17 protein-coding genes and 1 pseudogene are annotated in these 19,510 nt (G+C 47.8%); 10 read left to right on the top strand and 8 right to left on the bottom strand.

Annotated elements, in window-relative coordinates; all coding sequences use genetic code 11:
• Window positions 1–227, bottom strand: a pseudogene (locus tag AAGC78_RS18495) (MSHA biogenesis protein MshI); the annotation flags it as partial.
• 1 nt (window position 228) lies between these two features.
• Window positions 229–1,182 carry a type IV pilus biogenesis protein PilM gene (gene pilM, locus AAGC78_RS18490; protein WP_435785586.1) on the bottom strand — a complete coding sequence of 318 codons (954 nt, stop codon included), beginning with the start codon at window positions 1,180–1,182 and terminating at the stop codon, window positions 229–231.
• A gap of 160 nt (window positions 1,183–1,342) precedes the next feature.
• Here pilM and trmL point away from each other — a divergent pair, with 160 nt between their 5' ends.
• The 5 genes from trmL (at window position 1,343) to AAGC78_RS18465 (ending at window position 5,459) form a co-directional block, all read left to right on the top strand.
• Complete coding sequence (gene trmL / locus AAGC78_RS18485) at window positions 1,343–1,807, top strand: tRNA (uridine(34)/cytosine(34)/5-carboxymethylaminomethyluridine(34)-2'-O)-methyltransferase TrmL (protein WP_435785585.1); 465 nt, start codon at window positions 1,343–1,345, stop codon at window positions 1,805–1,807.
• 36 nt (window positions 1,808–1,843) lie between these two features.
• Window positions 1,844–2,290 (top strand): flavodoxin domain-containing protein, encoded by a 447-nt coding sequence (locus AAGC78_RS18480; protein WP_435785584.1) that lies wholly within the window; start codon window positions 1,844–1,846, stop codon window positions 2,288–2,290.
• A gap of 82 nt (window positions 2,291–2,372) precedes the next feature.
• Entirely contained in the window at window positions 2,373–2,900 is a 528-nt protein-coding gene (gene fldB, locus AAGC78_RS18475) for a flavodoxin FldB (protein ID WP_435785583.1), read from the top strand.
• Window positions 2,893–4,935 carry a bifunctional tRNA (5-methylaminomethyl-2-thiouridine)(34)-methyltransferase MnmD/FAD-dependent 5-carboxymethylaminomethyl-2-thiouridine(34) oxidoreductase MnmC gene (gene mnmC, locus AAGC78_RS18470; RefSeq protein ID WP_435785582.1) on the top strand — a complete coding sequence of 681 codons (2,043 nt, stop codon included), beginning with the start codon at window positions 2,893–2,895 and terminating at the stop codon, window positions 4,933–4,935. Before fldB ends, mnmC begins: the two co-directional genes overlap by 8 nt.
• 62 nt (window positions 4,936–4,997) lie before the next feature.
• On the top strand, window positions 4,998–5,459 hold the full coding sequence (locus tag AAGC78_RS18465) for a late competence development ComFB family protein (RefSeq protein ID WP_435785581.1): 462 nt from the start codon (window positions 4,998–5,000) through the stop codon (window positions 5,457–5,459).
• 61 nt (window positions 5,460–5,520) lie between these two features.
• On the opposite strand, the gene AAGC78_RS18460 is transcribed toward AAGC78_RS18465, so the two are convergent.
• Entirely contained in the window at window positions 5,521–6,156 is a 636-nt protein-coding gene (locus AAGC78_RS18460) for a DUF502 domain-containing protein (RefSeq protein WP_435785580.1), read from the bottom strand.
• Between the two features lie 36 nt (window positions 6,157–6,192).
• Between AAGC78_RS18460 and AAGC78_RS18455 the strand changes: the two genes are divergently transcribed.
• The 4 genes from AAGC78_RS18455 (at window position 6,193) to AAGC78_RS18440 (ending at window position 11,238) form a co-directional block, all read left to right on the top strand.
• Complete coding sequence (locus tag AAGC78_RS18455) at window positions 6,193–6,993, top strand: glutaminyl-peptide cyclotransferase (RefSeq protein ID WP_435785579.1); 801 nt, start codon at window positions 6,193–6,195, stop codon at window positions 6,991–6,993.
• A gap of 271 nt (window positions 6,994–7,264) precedes the next feature.
• On the top strand, window positions 7,265–8,743 hold the full coding sequence (locus tag AAGC78_RS18450; protein ID WP_435785578.1) for a DUF5666 domain-containing protein: 1,479 nt from the start codon (window positions 7,265–7,267) through the stop codon (window positions 8,741–8,743).
• A 117-nt stretch (window positions 8,744–8,860) separates the two neighbouring features.
• Entirely contained in the window at window positions 8,861–9,763 is a 903-nt protein-coding gene (locus tag AAGC78_RS18445) for a DUF6502 family protein (RefSeq protein ID WP_435785577.1), read from the top strand.
• Window positions 9,760–11,238 carry a DUF5666 domain-containing protein gene (locus tag AAGC78_RS18440; protein ID WP_435785576.1) on the top strand — a complete coding sequence of 493 codons (1,479 nt, stop codon included), beginning with the start codon at window positions 9,760–9,762 and terminating at the stop codon, window positions 11,236–11,238. The genes AAGC78_RS18445 and AAGC78_RS18440 overlap by 4 nt, the downstream gene beginning before the upstream one ends.
• Before the next feature lie 93 nt (window positions 11,239–11,331).
• Here AAGC78_RS18440 and AAGC78_RS18435 read toward each other — a convergent pair whose 3' ends face one another.
• The 4 genes from AAGC78_RS18435 to AAGC78_RS18420 form a co-directional block, all read right to left on the bottom strand.
• Window positions 11,332–13,125, bottom strand: a complete 1,794-nt coding sequence (locus AAGC78_RS18435) for a cellulose binding domain-containing protein (RefSeq protein WP_435785575.1) — start codon at window positions 13,123–13,125, stop codon at window positions 11,332–11,334.
• Window positions 13,126–13,198: 73 nt separating this feature from the next.
• A complete protein-coding gene (locus AAGC78_RS18430) occupies window positions 13,199–15,043 on the bottom strand; it encodes a cellulose binding domain-containing protein (RefSeq protein WP_435785574.1) in 1,845 nt (614 codons plus the stop codon).
• Between the two features lie 382 nt (window positions 15,044–15,425).
• Window positions 15,426–16,250: an SDR family oxidoreductase gene (locus tag AAGC78_RS18425; protein ID WP_435785573.1), complete on the bottom strand. Its 825-nt coding sequence runs from the start codon at window positions 16,248–16,250 to the stop codon at window positions 15,426–15,428.
• 14 nt (window positions 16,251–16,264) lie between these two features.
• Window positions 16,265–17,044, bottom strand: coding sequence for an enoyl-CoA hydratase (locus AAGC78_RS18420; RefSeq protein ID WP_435785572.1), 780 nt, complete (start codon window positions 17,042–17,044; stop codon window positions 16,265–16,267).
• A 181-nt stretch (window positions 17,045–17,225) separates the two neighbouring features.
• Between AAGC78_RS18420 and argS the strand changes: the two genes are divergently transcribed.
• Complete coding sequence (gene argS / locus AAGC78_RS18415) at window positions 17,226–18,965, top strand: arginine--tRNA ligase (RefSeq protein ID WP_435785571.1); 1,740 nt, start codon at window positions 17,226–17,228, stop codon at window positions 18,963–18,965.
• A 57-nt stretch (window positions 18,966–19,022) separates the two neighbouring features.
• Here the strand turns inward: argS and AAGC78_RS18410 are convergent, their stop codons facing one another.
• Window positions 19,023–19,337, bottom strand: a complete 315-nt coding sequence (locus AAGC78_RS18410) for a hypothetical protein (RefSeq protein ID WP_435785570.1) — start codon at window positions 19,335–19,337, stop codon at window positions 19,023–19,025.
• Window positions 19,338–19,510 lie beyond the last annotated feature (173 nt).

Here is a 19,510-nt window from a genome sequence, read left to right as displayed (position 1 = left end):
GTCGTGGGCCGCTGCTGCTCTAATTTCGCAAGCTGATTTTTTAATTGTTCCAGTTGGACGCGACTTTGCTCCAGCGCCAATTCGCGCTTCTGATTTTCTTGAGCACTGAATAGGCTGACAATCGCTAGTAAAACTATAAACGCGACCAATCCCCAAAGCATTTGAACACTGCGCAGTGGCTCGCGATTAGGCTGAAACTCAGGTAGATATAAATTGATCTGCTGCATATCAACCCTGCCCCACTTGATCTTGGCGCAATGCGGCGCCTATCGCGTGTAGTGACAACGAAAGAATATGCTCAGGGATTGACTCATCGATTTGCACACCGGAATTGAGATCCAATACATTTATCGTCACAGCTAATGCATCGCGGATATCCGGTGTTAATTTATCGGGAGTTACGTTTTCACCGCAGAGATAAATATTACTCGGTGGAACCTGACGCATTTGCCGCTCGAAATAATCCAGCGAGCGCTGCAGTTCAAGCACGAGCGCTTCGCCGGGTAGATCATCCAATAAGCCAGCGTTGTATGAGAGGGAAAACTGACGCGATAAATACAAATTGCCGTCGCGGATAATTTGCAAGCTACCGCCGCCTTGCTGCAATTTGACTAAAGCGACGCCGCGTTTAGTGTCGCAGCATGCTTCAGCGACATTGCGCAAAACCAACTCGGGAATATCGATATTTTTTAAAGTAAGTCCAGTGATTTTGGTTGACGCAACCAGCGCCTCAACATTCTTACGCTGAGTGGCAACAGCGTAAGCCATACGATTAGTGCCGCGTGCACTGTCTTCCGGCAGTAAGAACGCATCAACCACCGCTTCGCTGATTGGAAATTGCACCAGATCTTTTATCCGCCACCGCAGGGCTTCGGCCAACTCTTCTGCGGGAACCTTCGGGGCTTCACCCAAAATGAGTTGATAGTTACCAGCACCCATTACCAGATTGCAGGGAGCGCCAGTCAGCCCTTGTTTAACCAAACGAGCACGCAACAATTCAGCGACATCAATGCCCGTTTCGGCGGGAATAAAATCGCAACTGACAAGATAAGGTTGTTGGGTCGCAGGACGACGGATGTGGGCAAACGCAACTCCTGCGGTGCTGAAATCCACACCGACAATTTCATTTTGGCGTTTACCACCGCGCAAGACGTTGGTTACTTTTTCAACAAGCTGTTTCAAGTCTGGGCTCTCGAATCCTGGTTTCTGAGATAATTTTGTCGCTATAGATTCCTAGCGGACTAAAAATATTTTGCAGAACAGCTAATAACTCTTGCTTATAATTGCCGCCAGAAACATAACCGTTCACAAAAACATAGACCATAAAGGTGCAAAACGCCAAATGCTGCACATAGTTCTTTTTGAGCCTGAAATCCCACCCAATACCGGGAACATTATTCGGCTGGCGGCAAATACCGGCTGCCAGCTTCATTTGATCGAACCACTGGGTTTTAAATTGGATGAAAAGAGCGTAAACCGCGCAGGCATGGACTATGCGGAATTGCAGGATTTACGCCTGCATCCCAATTGGGAGACGTTTTTGGAGAGTGAAAAACCCGCGCGGATATTCGCCCTGAGCACCAAAGGCACCCAATGCCACAGCGAGGCAAAATTTGAAGCGGGAGATTACTTATTGTTCGGCCCGGAAACGCGCGGCCTGCCTGCGTCGATTAGGGAGTCATTACCCAATGGACAGGTCTTGCGCATTCCTATGGCACCTAATAGTAGAAGCATGAACTTATCCAATGCGGTGGCGGTAATGGTTTATGAAGCCTGGCGCCAATTGGGGTATGCTGGCGCGCTTTAGATTCAGGCAAATCGCACGTCGGACAAGGGGCATCCTATGAGCAAAATCCAGATTTTTATCGGCACCGTGTATGGCGGAGCCGAGCAAGTAGCCGAAATCCTCAAGGATGAGCTGGAAAAGCTCGGTCAAGAGGTCAGTTTGAACACCTACGCTCGCGCGGAAGATCTGGCACGGGACACGGATGAAATCATCCTGCTGTGCCATTCCAATACCGGCTCAGGCGAATTACCGGACAATATCCAACCACTTTATCTTCACCTGACCCGCGACTACCCGCGCATTGCCGGCCGCCGTTATGGCGTAGTGAATCTGGCCGATAGCAGCTACACCACCTTCAATGAAGGTGGAAAGATGTTGGATGCGGCGTTTGAAGACTTGGGCGCTGTACGCGTTGGTGAGCCATTGGTGCTGGATGCCTGCACCGGTGACGACGAAGATGCAATGTCGCGCGAGTGGGCGCAGCAATGGGTGAAATTGCTGTAACAGGACTCGCGTTCAGTTACTCCACGATTAACTGCTTTATCCAAATACCCGAACACCAATATCCGAACAGTAAGTACCGCTTATGACCGACGCAAAAACCATCGGCCTGTTTTATGGCAGCTCCACTTGTTACACCGAAATGGCGGGCGAAAAGATTCGCCAAACAATCGGTGAAGCGCGTGTGGACTTTTTCAATATCGCCGATACCCCATTAGTCCAAACCCAATTTTATGACTACCTGATTTTTGGTATTCCCACTTGGGACTACGGCGAGTTGCAAGAAAATTGGGAAGAGGTTTGGGAGGAATTGGACACACTGGATTTAAGCGGCAAAAAAATTGCCGTTTACGGCCTCGGCGACCAGATCGGATACCCTGAATGGTTTTTGGATGCGATGGGTTATTTGCACAGCAAGCTTGTACATCGCGGCGCGACACCATGCGGTTATTGGCCGCGCGCGGGTTATCAATTTGAAGCATCAAAAGCACTCACACCGGATGGCAATTATTTTGTCGGTCTCGCATTAGATGACGAAAATGAATTCCAACTGACTGATGCACGCATCCAACAGTGGTGCGCGCAAGTACTGCAAGAATTTGGCTGTGAGTGACTCCCCTTCAATTGATCACGCCCAATTACAATGGGATGAAGATGGTCAACCGGTTTCCAGCGTATTTGGCGATGTGTATTTCTCCCGCGCAAACGGACTGGAAGAGACTCGCCATGTGTTTTTGCAGCACAACCAACTCGCTGAACGCTGGCAACAATTAGTATCAGGCGAGCATTTCACCATTGCCGAAACAGGTTTTGGCTCAGGCCTGAATTTTTTAGCCGCATGGCAACTTTGGTTGAAGATCGCACCGGTAGATGCGCAATTGCATTTTGTCAGCGTCGAAAAATTTCCGCTGACCAAAACCGATTTGCAACGCGCGCTAGCACTGTGGCCTGAACTTCATGAATTGGCGACAGAATTAATAAGCGCTTATCCGGTTTTTGTTGGCACTGGTTTTTATCGCTTGGGTTTTATGGACAACCGCATTCAACTTACCCTGATTATCGATGACGCCGCCGCAGGTTTTGCACAACTGCTTGCCACCTCACATCCCGCATTCGCTCATCACTGTGCAAAAGTAGATGCCTGGTTTTTAGATGGATTTGCCCCTTCCAAAAATCCGCAAATGTGGAGCGACCAATTATTTACCGCCATTCGCCAACTTAGTCATGTAAACACCACAGCTGCAACATTTAGTGCAGCAGGAATCGTTAAACAAGGATTAAAACTGGCAGGATTTACGATCCAAAAAGTACCTGGCTTTGGGCGCAAACGCGAAATGGTAAAAGCGCATATGGCGCAAGAACCAAGCATAGATAATGAAGATCTCTCGCAATATCGCAGTTACTCCCCCCACCCTGTTCCTTGGACAATTAATAACTCCGCGATTATTCCCGCAGAAAAACATGCATTAATTATTGGCGGCGGTTTAGCCGGCTGCACCAGCGCGCGGGCACTTGCCGAGCGCGGCTGGAAAGTGACATTAGTGGAGCGTCATGCTGCACTTGCGCAAGAAGCATCGGGCAATCCACAGGGTGTGCTTTACGCCAAGTTATCGCCAAAAAATGAAGCGCAAGCGGAATTTAATTTACATGCATTGCAATTTGCACAGCAGTTTTATCGCGCGCGCTGGAATCAGATAGGTGAAGCTTGCGGTGTATTACAACTAGCGCACAGTGAATCCGAGCAACAACTCCACGAACAATTACGCGAAAAATTTTCTTCCGCTGATGAGTTAGTGCAATTTGTATCCACTGAACAGGCAAGCGAGATTGCCGGAATAAAACTGAATCACACCGGGTTATATTTTCCGCAAGCTGGCTGGATTAATCCGCGTCGACTTTGCGAACATTTAACAAATCATTCCGCCATCAAGGTGATTACCCATTGCGACGTAGTGGCACTGGAAAAAATAGCAGATACATGGCAAATCAATAACGACGAAAATCTGCGTGCACCGGTCGTGATTATTGCCAGCGCGCAGGACGCAAAAAAACTCACTCTTACCAACCACCTACCAATTAAATCGATTCGCGGGCAAATTACTTATCTTCCCGAAACTGAGCGAAGCCGTAATTTGAAAACACTGGTATGCAGTGAGGGATACATCGGGCCAGCAGTCGATGGCCAACATTGCACTGGCGCGACTTTTAATTTGAAAGATGACGACCGGACTGTGCGCGTAGAAGATCACCGTACCAACCTCCATAATTTGCGTGCGCCCATGCCAGAGCTGGCACAAGAATGGGATCAAATCGATCTGGAAACCCTGCAAGGTCGCGTTGCCTTTCGCTGCACCCTGCCCGATTATTTACCTTTGGTAGGTGCAGTGCCGGATGAACAAGTGATGCTGACCGATTTCGCCCCACTGCGAAAAAACGCACGCGCAGCCATTTCAAAAACAGGAACTTATCACCCAGGCCTGTTTATCAATATCGGCCACGGCTCACGCGGCCTCGCCTACACACCCGTGTGTGCGGAATTGCTTGCAGCGCAAATTAACCAGGAAATCCAGCCACTACCACGCGAATTGGCAAATGCGCTAAACCCCGCCCGCTTTTTAATCCGCGATCTGATTAAAAATAAACGCTGAGACTATTGTTTCAGCATTCGCGCAGCGCTTTGCCAACAATTGTCTATACTCCAAGGCATTCCATGAAAAGAGGTAATGCCATGCTGACCAACCGCACCTATGTTTTGGCCGATGAAGTCGACTTTCTGCACAATTATTATGAGCGTCTGGTGGTGCAGGAAGTGCATGACCAAAGTGAACGCGTCCAGCAGGGCGACCGGGATTTCCTCGCGGATGTAGCCTGTGTTGCATTGAACCGGTTGCCGCCGCGCTATATCCGCCACGATGTGGATATGACTTTTTTCATGTCCCCGCAAGATATGGTGGAGATCGAGCGCAAAGTTAGCCAAGCCGTGACCGATGCGCTGAGTTATGTGGAGAGTCGCGAGCGTGGCGAAACACCTCGCTTGCCGCCGGTTGAGGTTTCACTGATCTCCACTCGCGGTGATAAACCGGCAAAAGCGGCCAAGGCAGAAAAAGCTGCTGAAGAACCAAAACCCGCCAAAGCTGCCGCCAAAACAAAAGCGCCCAAGAAAAAATCCTGAGCGCTTTAAAGGCAGATCCAAATCGATCCAATAAAAGAGGCCAGCAATGGCCTTTTTTATTTTATTTTTTGGCAGTTGTACCTGTTGGCGGGATTTCGGAAATAACCTGCGAGCCGCTACCGCAGGCGATTACCGTACGCATCGCCTCTTCCACACTGACATGGGGCAAGAGATCCACACACTCGGCGGATAAGTGATACACGAAACCTGACGTTGGTATAGGGGCGGTGGGTGCATAAACGGTGTAATCGCCGTTGGAATGTTTTGCAGTGACAATCGCGGTTACCGACACGCCGGCTGCACGCCCCATCAAATACGCGCGACAAACATCCCCTTTTAGCAGTGAAGTATTGCCCTCACCACCCAACAATTGCGACACCACTTCGCGGATAGTCTTATAGCCCGGAGCAAGGCGCGTCAGCCATGCATCCAGTTGGTCGTGAACCCACTCACCGACCGTAGTTTTGATAAATAGGCCGATCATAAAACAGCCGGTCAGCAACAAGAACACGCCCAATAAATCGGCCATGATATTGGTGAATGCCGTTTGCTCGATCAACCAATGGCTGAGCGGTTGGATCATCGCGCGCACCAGTCCCAGCAGCCATTCCACCAACCACAGGAAAATCGCAATCGGCAGGATTACCATAAATCCACCGAGCAAGGTAATACTGACAAACGAACGCAAACGCTTCATGATGACGGCCTTTCAAAATAAAGATGGACAGACAGAGTGAACCAGTTTCTTTACGCACTATTGTGCACCAGCTTGGTATTTATAGCGAACCTCTCGCCAGCACCGGCACAAGCTGCTGCGCCTATCACATACAAAGTGCTCGCGGAGCGCACGCACAAACCAACCTTGTTTACCCAGGGTTTATTGGTCGATGGCGATCATTTTTATGAAAGCAGCGGGCTATACAACAAATCACTGCTGGTGAGCTATCCCATCGCTGAACCAGAAAGTAAGTGGGCAAAAATTTCTGCACCATTTACCAAAAAACAAACAGTTCCTGCACGCTATTTTGCTGAAGGGTTGGCACTACATAACGACAAACTTTATCTGCTGACCTGGCAAGAAAAAACCTTGCTGATTTACGACAAAGCCACGCTGAATTTTCAAAAAAGTATTAGTTATGAAGGCGAAGGCTGGGGCTTAACCAGCGATGGTAAACAACTCATCCGCAGCGATGGCAGCGACAGCTTGTACTTTCACAATCCTGATAGCTTTGCCGTCACCAAAACACTGAAAATCACGCTTGGCGACGCTCCCCTATCCAAGCTTAATGAGCTGGAGTTTGCGCAGGGTTTTATCTGGGCCAATATTTGGTACGACGATCGAATCGTTAAAATCGATCCGGCAACCGGCAAGGTAGTTGGCGAACTCAATCTTGCGCCGCTCAAACAACAGCTAAAGCTCAATGACAGCGAGCAAGTGTTGAACGGTATCGCCTGGGATGAAAAACAGCAGGCTTTCTGGATTACCGGCAAAAACTGGCCAACGATGTTTTTGATTCGCTTAGCCCAACAATAATCCTCCCTCTCCTTACCTTCCGATAATTGCCTGCAGTTCTGCTGCGGGCACAGCTCTCTACTGCCTTTCCCACGCGTTTTTCCCGCCGTTCTTACCCAAAATTGTCGCAACCCAACTCTGTGACATCAGTCTCACTACGCCTTCTCGATCCCGTTAATTGCACTTTATGTATTACCTATTCGTTGACACACCACCCTCAAAAATCTATATTTGGTAAAAATACTACCAAATATAGAAATTAACCATCAAAGTCAGAAAAGAGGTAACGACTATGAACTACGCAAAAATCTCTCCTTTAATGCTCAGCCTGCTGTTAGCCGCATGCGGTGGCGGCGGAGGTAGCGATAAATCATCCGGTAGCCCAACTGGCACCAATAACAGCAGCAGTAGCGCAATCGCCGCTAAAACCGAGGTGACACAAGGTATGGTGACCGGCTTTGGCAGCGTGATCGTCAACGGGATTCACTACGATATGGCGGGTGCGGATATCAATGTCGATGGTAAAGCGAGCCTGGAATCGGACCTGAAAGTGGGCCAGATCGTGCGTATCACCGGCACCGTAAATGCCGATGGCAAAACCGGTAAAGCCACCAAGCTGGAAAGCGAGTCCCAACTTGAAGGGCCAATCAGCAGTATTGATCTCGCCAGCGGCACTCTGGTCGCACTGGGCCAAACACTGCTGCTGACAGCAGACACTTTCTATGACGACAACCTGACCGCTGCACAATTGAAAGTGGGCGATGTGATCGAGGTAAGCAGCTATCTCAACAGCAACGGCGTGCAAGTCGTAACGCGTATTGATCTGGAAGATGACAAAGACGAAAAATTCCAGCTCGCTGGCAACATCAGCAATCTCGATACCACCAACCGCACCTTCTCCATCAACGGCACCCTGGTGAATTACAGTGGTTCAAATCTGGCGGCGTTAACCCTCAGCAATGGCCTGAGAGTACGTGTAGTCGGCAATTACGATGGCAGCGTTTTTACCGCCCAGGGTAATTTGCACGCGAGTAATCTCGGCTTTAAACATAATGATGACGATGATTTCGAAATCGAATTGAGCGGCACCGTTGCCAATCTGGTTGCTGGTACCAGCTTTACGCTGGATGGCATTACTGTATTGATCAACAACCGCACTGAGTACGACGATGGCGTTGCCGCTAATCTCGTCGATGGCATTCAAGTGAAAGTAGAAGGCCGTTTGGACGCAAACCAAAATCTGGTCGCGGAAGAAATTGACCTCAACCATCAAGCCAAAATCAGCAATAAAGGCCTGCTCGAATCAGTCAATCTCACCACCAATACCATTGTTGTAAACGGCCTGACTTTTGAAGTTGATGCCAACACCAGCTTCAACGACCGCAGCAAAGCCAAGGTACGTTATTTCGATATCGCCGATTTAACCACCGGCGATACCTTGCACGTTCGCGGCTACAAAGTTGCTGCCACTGCCAGCTCACCCGAGCGCAACATCGCAACGCGCATCGAACGCCACAACCCCCATGCATTTGGCAACGATGACTGGAAACTGGAAGTGGAAGGTTTTGTTGAAGCCATTGGTACCGGCACCATTACCGTCGCTGGCCAAGTTGTGCAAGTAAACGAACTCACGCGCATTGAAGGTGTCAAGACACTGGATGCATTCCTGGCAATCGCCCTGGGATTGGAAGTTGAAGTGAAAGCCGTAACTCAAAATGGCGTAGCTACCGCCGTTGAGATTGAAATCGAAGACGACCGCTACGACGATTAATTGTTGCGCAGCCCTCTGCCCCATTAACAAGTTGCAGAGGGTTTTTTCCGCCTGATTCTGGTAGATTTCGCAGCCGCACACGAACCCGACTGTTAACAACTACCCAGTAGAGCAATTATGAGCACACCAAAAGACACAGCCTTATCTGCGTGTCGGCAACTAATGGAGCCGATCATAGGAATACTGCTGCGCAACGGTGTGACACACAAAGACCTCGCACTGATTTGCAAACAGCTTTATGTGCAAGTCGCCACCGACGAATTTGGCATTCGCGGGCGCGATACCAACCTTTCCCGCGTTGCAATGCTCACAGGGATTGACCGCAAAGAAGTTGCGCGGATTAAAGAATCGCTGCAACGCAACGAACAAAGTGAGCAGAGCCAACAACATCAGGATCGCCTGACCCGACTCCTGTCGGCTTGGCATCAGGATAGCGACTTTTGCACTGCCGACAACCAACCACTGCCACTCGCCATCGAAGGTGAACAAAGTTTTGCATTGCTGGTGCGCCGCTACGGCGGTGATTTTCCGGCCAGTGCTTTATTGAAAGAATTAAAGTTGGCGGGTGTAGTTGAAACACTTGAGGGCAACCGTGTGATTGCCACCAAACGTTATTTTGTTCCCGCCCAATCTGACCCGGGCGCGCTGCTGCGTGCAGGCAGCGTGTTGCAAGATATTGGCAGCACCTTGCATCACAATATTTACAAAGCCAATACCGAAAAATTATCTGCACGTGCGCCAGCGCCTTTGCGCGCGCAGCAAGCCTTGCGTTTTGAACGACGTGCAAGCAACACACGCATGCCGTTAGAAACCGCTGCTGCGTTTCAACAATTTGTTGAACAGCAAGGTCAATCTTTTCTTGAGCTTGTCGATGCCTGGCTCAGCCAACACGAACAAGCCGATCTCGCTGCCGATGCGCCTCACTGGCGCCTCGGTGTGGGCGCTTATTTATTTAGCAATCTCATCGCTCCCGAGCCGCCAATAGAAGGCGCACCTAACGATGAAGGAGAAAAACCATGATGCGAACCACAATGATACAAACAACACTCTCCCGTTTATTCGCCCCGCTTTTTGCGCTGATTACTGCCGCAATCCTGATCGGCTGCGGTGGTACAGGTGGATCACAAACAGCCGGCATTGACGGCAGCGGCGCGCCCGTTGCAGGCAACAATAGCAACGGCACCATTAGCGGTTTTGGAAGCGTGATCGTTAACGGTGTGAAATATGAATCCGATAAAGCGCAAATTCTTATCAATGGCCAAACGGCAACTGAAGATGACCTGCGCGTGGGCTATCAAGTCAGCATTACCGGTAGCATCGCCAACGATGGAAAAACAACCGCAGAAAAAATTGAATTTGTGCCGACACTCATCGGCGAAATTACAGCGATTGATGTCGATAACAAACGGGTCACCGTATTGGGTCAAACCGTATTGATTACTAACAACACTATTTTTGATTCGGCGATCAAACCATCCAACATAAATGGCTTGGCGGTTGGACAGCGTATATTAGTAAGCGGGGCTGTAGCGAGCGACGGAACCATCAGCGCCACACGCATTGAACTCGCCACCGATAAAGCGCAACAAATCATGGGGCAAGTTGCTCACCTCACCAGCAACAGTTTTACTTTGAATGGCACTACGGTCGTTTACAGCGGCGCACAGCTAATTAATCTGGATAACAACCGTTTAATCAATGGCGCCACAGTGACAGCTATTGGCGCGCTGACTGACAATCAATTGCAGGCGACCCAGGTTATCGGCGTTAATAAAACCCTGCGCAATCGCGATAAAGTGGATATCGAAGGTTTTGTAACCCGCTTTGTATCTGCTACGGATTTTGATGTAGCCGGTATCAGCGCTACCACAACCAACCAAACCAAATTTGAAGATGGAACAATCGCTGATTTGCGTTTGGGTGCGCAAATTGAAATTGAAGGCAGTGTTAACGCGAGCGGAATTCTGGTGGCAAATGCCATCGAATTCGAGCAAGACGTCAACAATAAAATTAGCGGTCTAGTCAGCAGCATTAACCTCACCAATACCACTGGCATTATCAGCGGTGTAATTACTATTGATGGTATTGCCATCACCACCAATCACCAGACACGCTACGAAGACAAAAAACTCGATTTGAAACGCTTCAACCTAAGCAGCTTGGTGCAAGGGGATTTGGTGGAAGTTACCGGTTACTCAACTGCAGCGGGTTTTATCGCCACGAAAATTGAACGTGAGGGAGAAGATGACGATGATGAGTCGGACGAACGCGAATTTGAGGGTGTCATCAGTGCCATTGGTGTAGATCATTTCATCCTGTTCGGACGAAAAATCTACGTCACCGAATCCACTGAAATTAAAAATGAAGACGATGAATCTATTTCGCTCGCCGCCTTCTATTTACTCGCCGCTAATCGACAAATAGAAGTGGAAGCGCTTGAAATTAACGGCGAGCTCTATGCAACAAAAATCGAGCTGGAAGATGAAGACGACTAATTAGCGCGAGCTATGACAAAACATTGATCCATACAAGCTAATGAACCTGAAAAAGCCCTGCATAGTATGCGGGGCTTTTTATTTACCGTTTATTTACTGACAAACACTCCCTGCCACAACCGGCACACTCGCCGTTGCTGCAGTTTTGCTTCCCTGAAAACCAAATTCTATCGTCTGACCGGGCTGAATCACTGCATTCCAATCCAAATTACCGGCTGCATAACTTCCTGGAATTCCACTATCCCAAAGCTGGGCATTCCACAAATTAGTCACTTTAGAACCATCGCTATATTGCCAATTGATCGACCAACGATTAATCGCGCGAACACCGGTGTTTTTAATGCGAATCGCTGCCGTAAAACCGTTATACCATTGGCTATTCACAACGTAACTGCAAACTGCAGTAGGTACCAGAGAGCTTGAAGAGCTGCGCGAAGAACTGGAGAGACTGGAAGATCTTATCGAACTCGATGAAACGACGGACGGCACAGATGAGCTGGATGACCTTATCGATGAGCTTGAACTTGAACTGATGCAATTATCGGAATATGAGTGCGACAATTGTTTTGTTGCCGTACTGGTTCCACCTTTACCGTCATCAATATACAAAGAGAATGAATAATCGATAACTGGACTCATGTAAAAATTAATTTCTTTACCGTATTGATACTCATAAGTGTAATTTCTCGAATTATATATCTCCCATTTATAGGTCAATGTATCGCCGTCGGCATCCGTCGATTCTGCACCGCTGAGTTGTGCGTACACAGAGCCACAGCGTTCTTGAATTACGCGCGACGAAATAATCGCATAGGGTGCACGATTTTGTTGGCTACTGGAGCTACTACTATTTGAACTGGCGTTGGATGAGCTGCTGGCAGAAGAATAATGTGTTGCCAATTTTGCCGTAGCCTTGACACCATTTTCGCTGTGGATAAATTTATTGCCCCAAGAGGTTACCTGGTCGGGATTAAAATCGGTCACTATATTTAAATCAGTGAAATTGGTCGGAGCGCCGCTCCAAGTCCAACCTAGATAACCCACTCCCAACTCCTGGCTGATTTGCATAATCGCATCTTCATCAACCTCTTTATTTAGATAGGGTGAGCGTGTTTCGTTAAGGCGATTTCTACGGACGGGGGCAAATTCACCGATGATAATCGGTAAATTACGATCAATATAAGAATTGAGATAATTACGGATTACAGCAGGCTCATTGTAGGCTTCGTACATATGCACGGAGAAAACGAGATTTCTGAGCGGGTCTTGTGTCTGTAAATACTCCGCATTCGTGCGCATGGTATTTTCCCAATCCTGTCCCCAATTTGCACCACTAATAATCAACTGGTTTTTTATTCCTACAGTGCGCAAAATGAAAATGCCGGTCGCGGTAAATGCCAAATAATTACTCGTAGCCACATTACCTGTCGGTGCACTGGTAATATCAATCACTGCAAAATCTTCATTTCCTTTCAAGACATCAGCAAGGCCCGCCCAGCTTTGCCAAGGATCAGAATAAGTATAAGCACCAACATTGTCGCCATAACCATAGGTGCTTACATCAGTCAGCACACACAATAAATTGTACTGCTTACACAATGATATATACCTTTGAACACGTTCTTTAGAACTGAAAATCGGGACGGGAATGCGGACCGCATTTGCGCCGGTGGCCGCAATATCGCGCATGACAAATGGCAATGAAGCATCTGCCGGTAAAACCCCCAAGTTCACACCGCGATAAACAAACGGAGCACCATTGGGGTCCAGTATCTGGCTGCCCTGTACACTCCAGTCACAAAATGCAGGTTGAGCAACAGCGAAAGTAGCGACGCCGAAACCAATACATTTCAGTATTTGTAATGACTTTTTTAATGAAAAGTTCATGAGCTATCTCCTTTAATTACTACAGACAAAAAAGCCCTGCTTATGCAGAGCTCAACTAAACCTACGCGATTATTTATTGGCAAATATTTCCGGTCACTAGTGGTACTGAAGCCGCACCCGCCGACTTGCTGCCCTGGAATCCAAACTCCACTGTTTGTCCTGGTTGAATCGTGGAATTCCACGATAGGTTTTTAGCGTTATACGGATTGCTGCCCGTGAGTGAAGCATTCCAAAGATTAGTCACTTTTGAACCATCAACATATTGCCAGTCTACATTCCAACCATTAATCGGCTGCGCACCCGTATTTTTGATACGAATCACTGCTGTAAAACCATTATTCCATTGGCTATTCACTACATAACTACAGGATGCTGTAGTCGCTTGGGAGCTGGAAGAACGAACTGAAGATGAGCTTGATGGAACTGAACTTGGAGGCACTGAAGAACTGGAAGAACGAATGATTGGTGTGCTCGAAGAAGATCTTGAACTGGAACTCACACAATAATCGGAATAGGAGTGACTTAACGTTGTACTGGTGGTAGCTATGCCTCCTTTGCCATCACTTACGATCAATTTCACCGTGTAAATACGCACAGCCTCCATACCAAACCTCAACGATGGGCCAGATGCTGTAAAAATATAACTATTACTAAAATTATTTGTAACCTCCCAGTTATAAGTTAATACATCACCATCTGGATCACTCGCCCCTTCTGCAGAAGCAACACCATCAACTATTCCACAACGCTGATAATTGACCGATGCGGTTAACGCAGCAATTGGAGGAAAATTTGATGTTGAAGAACTACTGCTCGAACTACTGTTTGAAACACTGCTAGCACTGGAGCTAAAAATGCTGGCAATCTTTGCAGTTGCCTTGATGCCATTAGCGTCGTTAAAAAGCAGATTACCCCACTGGGTTAAACTATTTATATCCCAGTTATTTACTACATCAAGTGCAGGGTTTTGGTTTCCACTCCAGCTCCAACCAAAATAACCTGCACCATATTGCTCAGCATATTGCATTATCGATTGCGCGGGTAAGTTGAGTACAACCGTTGGGCGAGGCACAATGTTATGCGTATGATAATAAGTGCTAGGAGCAAAACCACCCACAACCAATGGCGCCCCCACTTGAGCAAAGCTAGCGATATAGTCGCGAGCCTTTACCGGGTCCGTGTAGGCATCAAACATGTCGATGGAATAAATAAGGTTGCTAGTCAGATAACTGTTGGACGCTTTATTCTTTTGTGCAAATTGAAGCATGGCGTTATCGGTATCCTGCCCCCACTTGTTGCCATCCATCATAAGTATGAATCCCGCAGGCAGTGCATCCTTTAGCTGCCACACATAAGTATTCATGCGCACATCATAATCAGAGCTAGTGTAATTTGAATCAAATATTTGATTGCTAAAACCAATAATAATATGTGATTGCGAGCCATGCAGTACGTCAAGCATATCTGGCAGCCCCCAGTAAGAGGCAATAACACTGGGATTTAGCGAGCCAGCTGCCTGGGAGTAGCCGCCAACATCATTTGCCTCTAGCACACAAACAAGATTGTTATCTTTACAAGCTTTAATAATGTCGCGAATTTCCAATGCGATTTTTCGCGGAAACTCACCCGCTACCCAGACGGGTTTTATTGAAAATTCAATCTGTGCCGAATTCGCTCCCAATGCGGCAATGTCTTTAAGAGACTGAAGGGTTTTTTCAGGTGCCAATGAGTGATCTATGGTTACACCGCGAAACACAAATGGATTACCGTTAGGGTCTAATAACTTTCCGCCCTCAACTTTCCACAGCGGATATGATATTGGCGACAACGCGAAGGCCGATGATGCAAGCATACAGCTACAGACTATGGCGAGGGACTTCCTGAACAATCGAATTATTTTTGACGTAGATTTTTTCATAACATTTCCTTTTGATAAAAAATAACGGTAGACGGAAAATAACGGCAGATAGAGGATTAATTATTTATAAAACAATTAATCACCTGCAAAAACGCAGTTGCACAAATGAACGGTGCGAACACAGCAATGACTGTGTACGTCGCCAGCTCACATTCGAATAAAACAACTGTTGGTGATGGAATAGAATATTGAATAAATTATTGGAATATAAAAACTAAACACGCTGCATCTGGTTTTTATTATTGTTGATACGCAGCTTGCATGGATAAGCGTGAAGACACAATTGGTTTACAGTTGATTCGACCGACAGAATTGCGAAACAGTTAGCAATTCCTGCCGGTGAGCTTGTGGAAATTTTGCCTATGGAAAATGCATTACATATCTATTTTTGTTTTGGCATGGATTTTAACATTTCAGCCAATCCCGCCCCAACCACAGCTGCCCCGCCCTGCGCCCAACCACCATCAACCGGAATGACTGCACCAGTGATGTAGGACGCAAAATCTGAACCTAAAAATAAACACGCATTGGCGATATCGTCAGTTGAACCCATGCGTTGTAAAGGCACAGATTTGGTCACGGCTACACGCATCCCTTCAGTAGGAGCTAAACGTTTCATACCCTCGGTGTTATCAATCGGCCCAGGGATAATCGAATTGATGCGTACACCTTCTGCGCCCCACTCCAAACATAACGTGCGAGTAATCATATCTACACCGGCCTTTGCAGCGCATACATGGCTCTGCCCTGCCATCGGAATTTCAGCTTGTGGGGCAGAAATATTAATAATGGATGCACCCGGTTTTTGCAGATGCGGATAAACCGCTTGCATTACATGGAAAGTACCGAGCAAATCAATTTCAATAACCGAGCGAAATCCGTTGGCCGACATTCCTGTCGCAAACGCCGGGAAATTTCCCGCTGCGCCGGAAACCACTACATCCAACTTTCCCCAAGCCGCAGCAATATCGGCAATGCCGTTTTTAATCGCTTCCGGCTCGCGCACATCGGCAGCAAATCCGCGTGCGTCAGCTGCGCCGAATTTTTTAAGCGATGCAACGGTATCGTCTACTTTTTCCTGTGCGCGACTAACAACCGCAACACGTGCGCCTGCTTTGGCAAAAGTTTCTGCAATACCGCGATTAATTCCGCTGGTGCCGCCAACAACAAGAACATTCTTATTCTGAAAATTAAAAGGTGTACTCATAATATTGTTCCAAATTAAAAGCGTGAGAAATCCGGTGCACGCTTTTCAAAAAAAGCAGTGACTGATTCTTTGCATTCTTCTGAAGCCAAACCTTGCGCAAAACCGGCGTATTCAGCTTGCAATGAAGCATCTACTGCGGATTGTGTCGCTGCGCGTAAAAGTGCTTTTGAACGGCGCACCGCTGCTGGAGGCTGTTGCGCAAGGCGATTAATTTTTGCAGCCGAATAGGCAGCTAATTCTGCTTTCGGCATCGACTTGGTGACAAGACCAAGGCTTGCTGCTTCGGCGCCGGAAAAAGGCTCGCCCAATAAAAACAATTCCGCCGCTTTCTGCTGCCCAACCAAACGTGGCACCAAATAACTACTCGCATATTCCGGGCACAGGCCCAAATTAACAAATGGCAACTGCAAACGCGCATCATCGGCGGCATATACCAAATCACAATGCAACAATAAGGTAGTACCGATCCCCACCGCATGGCCACTCACCACCGCAACCACCGGTTTTGCGCAACCGCGCAGGGCATTCATAAAACGCACCACCGGGTGCTGGTCATGGATCTGCGGCTCATTCATAAAGTCCAGCAAATCATTGCCGCTGGTGAAGAACTCATCCGTTCCGGTAAGCACCAGAACACGCACTTCCGCATCAGCATCCGCACTGCCGACCAAATCGGCCAAGGCCGCGTACATCGCCAGTGAGAGCGCATTTTTACGGTCGGGACGGTTCATGCTCAGGGTAAGAACCCGGTTATCAAGCCGGGCAACTACTTGGGGGATAGGGCTGGTTATCATTATAGAATCCTTGTTAGGCATAAGTGGAATGAGTATAGACAAATCGCCCGCCCCTGCGCAGACCACCATCACAGGTGCGGCAATAGCCCATAACAGATGGCATCCCCCACCCCGCGCGGGTACAATTCGCAGCCGAAATATTAAACCGTATATTAAGTATTCAATAAGCTGACCCAACCCTATGAATATCCGCGAATTACTGAACGAAAAAGTCCTCAATGCCATGGCTGCTGTGGGCGTACCTGCCGACCTGCCCGCCCTGATTGCCCCCGGTAAAAAAGCCGGTTTTGGCGATTACCAAGCCAACTGCGCCATGGGCGCCGCCAAAGCCATGGGCACCAATCCGCGCGAATTGGCCGCCAAAATTGTTGCGGCATTGGATCTGGCCGGAATCGCTGAAAAAGTAGAAATCGCTGGCCCGGGTTTTATCAATATCGACCTCAAATCCGAATGGCTGGGTGAGCAGATAGCCAAAGCGCAAACCGATGCCCGCTTGCAAGTAGAACAAGTTGCTGCACCGCAAAATGTGGTGATCGACTACTCAGGCCCTAACCTCGCCAAAGAAATGCACGTCGGCCACCTGCGCTCCACCATCATTGGCGATTCACTCGCGCGCTTGCTGGAATTCCAGGGCCACAACGTCATTCGCCAAAACCACGTAGGCGATTGGGGTACACAATTCGGAATGTTGATCGCCGAATTGGAAGAACAATTGGGAGCTAAAGGCGATGAAGCCATGGCCCTCAAAGATCTGGAAGTGTTTTACCAACAAGCCAAAAAACATTTTGACGATGATGAAGCCTTCGCCAATAAAGCGCGCGACTACGTTGTGCGTTTGCAATCCGGCGATGCACAAATGCTCAAACTCTGGGAGCAATTCAAAACTATTTCACTGCACCACAGCACCGAAATTTATCAGCAGCTGAATGTCACATTAAAAGACACAGACGTGCGCGGCGAAAGTTTTTATAACAACGATTTAGCGCCCGTCGTAAAAGAATTACAGGATCAAGGCCTCGCGGTAGAAAGCGACGGCGCGCAAGTGGTATTTCTGCAAGAACTCGCCGACAAAGAAGGCAATCCATCGCCGATGATTATCCAAAAACAAGGCGGCGGATTTTTGTATGCCACAACCGATCTGGCCGCACTGCGCTATCGCGTTAACACATTGAAAGCCAATCGCATTATGTATTTCATCGATGCGCGTCAATCGCTACACATGCAACAAGTATTCACCCTTTCACGCAAAGCAAAATTTGTTGGTGAATCGGTAAGCCTTGAGCACCTGGCGTTCGGCACCATGATGGGTAGCGATGGCAAACCTTTCAAAACCCGCACCGGCGGCACCGTTAAATTGGCTGAGCTACTAACCGAAGCCGTTGAACGCGCAACTACCTTGGTAGGCGAAAAGAATTCTGAATTAACCAGCGATGAAGTTGCCGAAATTGGCCGCAAGGTTGGCATAGGCTCAGTGAAATACGCTGATCTCTGTAAAACCCGCACCAACGATTACGTATTCAGCTGGGAATCCATGCTCAGCTTTGAAGGTAACACCGCGCCCTATTTGCAATACGCCTACACCCGCGTACAAAGTATTTTCCGCAAAGCCGGTATCGCGCCTGAATCACTGCAAAATGCCATAGTAATCGGCACCGAGCAGGAAAAAACGCTCGCAATCAAATTGCTGCAATTTAGCGAAGTGTTAGACCAAGTAACCCGCGAAGCAATGCCACACCTGCTCTGCACCTACCTCTACGAAATCGCCAGCCTTTACATGACCTTCTACGAAGCCTGCCCGATTTTAAAAGAAGGCGTAGAACCCGAAATCCGCGACAGCCGCTTACGCTTGTGTCACCTTGTAGCCAGAACGCTTGAGCAAGGTTTGGATTTGTTGGGGATTGAGGTTATGGAGAAGATGTAACCTAACAGGAAAAGCCACGCACAAATGCGTGGCATTTTTTGCACGAAAACCGACTTTTCATACAGGCTGATGCAAATATTCAAATACTCCTTCACTCGCATCAGGCTTCCAACCTAGATCAATAGCATTTTTAATACACAGCTCAATCAACTTCGGCGTTACAGATCCAACTACAAAATTAATAGCTGAGTCGGGCCGAGAAAATGTGAACGTAATATGCAATATGGAACCGTTTGAATCGAGCAACTCGACTGCAGCCGTCATATTTGAACCTAAACAATCCTGAGAGTATGTAGGTTTTGCTCTAACGAACCATAAGAATTCAGATCCATTAACAATAATTTTTCTACTTCCTTTCTTGGGTAAGCTCATTTTTAATTTTCCAAATACTCTGATGAAAAATTCTTACAATTCTCATCATTTTTAATTAAAAGTAGTTAAAGCAACTTCATCGTCAGGATAATTATTGTTTAAGGAAAGACGACTAGTTAGTGTTGAAAATTGATTTTCAAGAGCCTCTATTTTGTTGATCAATATCGCAACCA

This window comes from Cellvibrio sp. (genome assembly GCF_039207905.1).
Taxonomy (GTDB): domain Bacteria; phylum Pseudomonadota; class Gammaproteobacteria; order Pseudomonadales; family Cellvibrionaceae; genus Cellvibrio.
The sequence above is the reverse complement of the archived record's forward strand: the minus strand, read 5'-3'. Positions and strand labels throughout refer to the sequence as shown.

What these genes read in the sequence shown, in the direction of transcription:
- AAGC78_RS18465 (WP_435785581.1), top strand. Translation starts at nt 4,998, where the DNA reads ATGAAAAGAGGTAATGCCATGCTGACCAACCGCACCTATGTTTTGGCC.
- AAGC78_RS18410 (WP_435785570.1), bottom strand. Translation starts at nt 19,337, where the DNA reads ATGAGCTTACCCAAGAAAGGAAGTAGAAAAATTATTGTTAATGGATCT.
- argS (WP_435785571.1), top strand. Translation starts at nt 17,226, where the DNA reads ATGAATATCCGCGAATTACTGAACGAAAAAGTCCTCAATGCCATGGCT.
- AAGC78_RS18420 (WP_435785572.1), bottom strand. Translation starts at nt 17,044, where the DNA reads ATGATAACCAGCCCTATCCCCCAAGTAGTTGCCCGGCTTGATAACCGG.
- AAGC78_RS18445 (WP_435785577.1), top strand. Translation starts at nt 8,861, where the DNA reads ATGAGCACACCAAAAGACACAGCCTTATCTGCGTGTCGGCAACTAATG.
- AAGC78_RS18430 (WP_435785574.1), bottom strand. Translation starts at nt 15,043, where the DNA reads ATGAAAAAATCTACGTCAAAAATAATTCGATTGTTCAGGAAGTCCCTC.
- AAGC78_RS18480 (WP_435785584.1), top strand. Translation starts at nt 1,844, where the DNA reads ATGAGCAAAATCCAGATTTTTATCGGCACCGTGTATGGCGGAGCCGAG.
- AAGC78_RS18435 (WP_435785575.1), bottom strand. Translation starts at nt 13,125, where the DNA reads ATGAACTTTTCATTAAAAAAGTCATTACAAATACTGAAATGTATTGGT.
- AAGC78_RS18460 (WP_435785580.1), bottom strand. Translation starts at nt 6,156, where the DNA reads ATGAAGCGTTTGCGTTCGTTTGTCAGTATTACCTTGCTCGGTGGATTT.
- AAGC78_RS18425 (WP_435785573.1), bottom strand. Translation starts at nt 16,250, where the DNA reads ATGAGTACACCTTTTAATTTTCAGAATAAGAATGTTCTTGTTGTTGGC.
- fldB (WP_435785583.1), top strand. Translation starts at nt 2,373, where the DNA reads ATGACCGACGCAAAAACCATCGGCCTGTTTTATGGCAGCTCCACTTGT.
- AAGC78_RS18440 (WP_435785576.1), top strand. Translation starts at nt 9,760, where the DNA reads ATGATGCGAACCACAATGATACAAACAACACTCTCCCGTTTATTCGCC.
- trmL (WP_435785585.1), top strand. Translation starts at nt 1,343, where the DNA reads ATGCTGCACATAGTTCTTTTTGAGCCTGAAATCCCACCCAATACCGGG.
- AAGC78_RS18450 (WP_435785578.1), top strand. Translation starts at nt 7,265, where the DNA reads ATGAACTACGCAAAAATCTCTCCTTTAATGCTCAGCCTGCTGTTAGCC.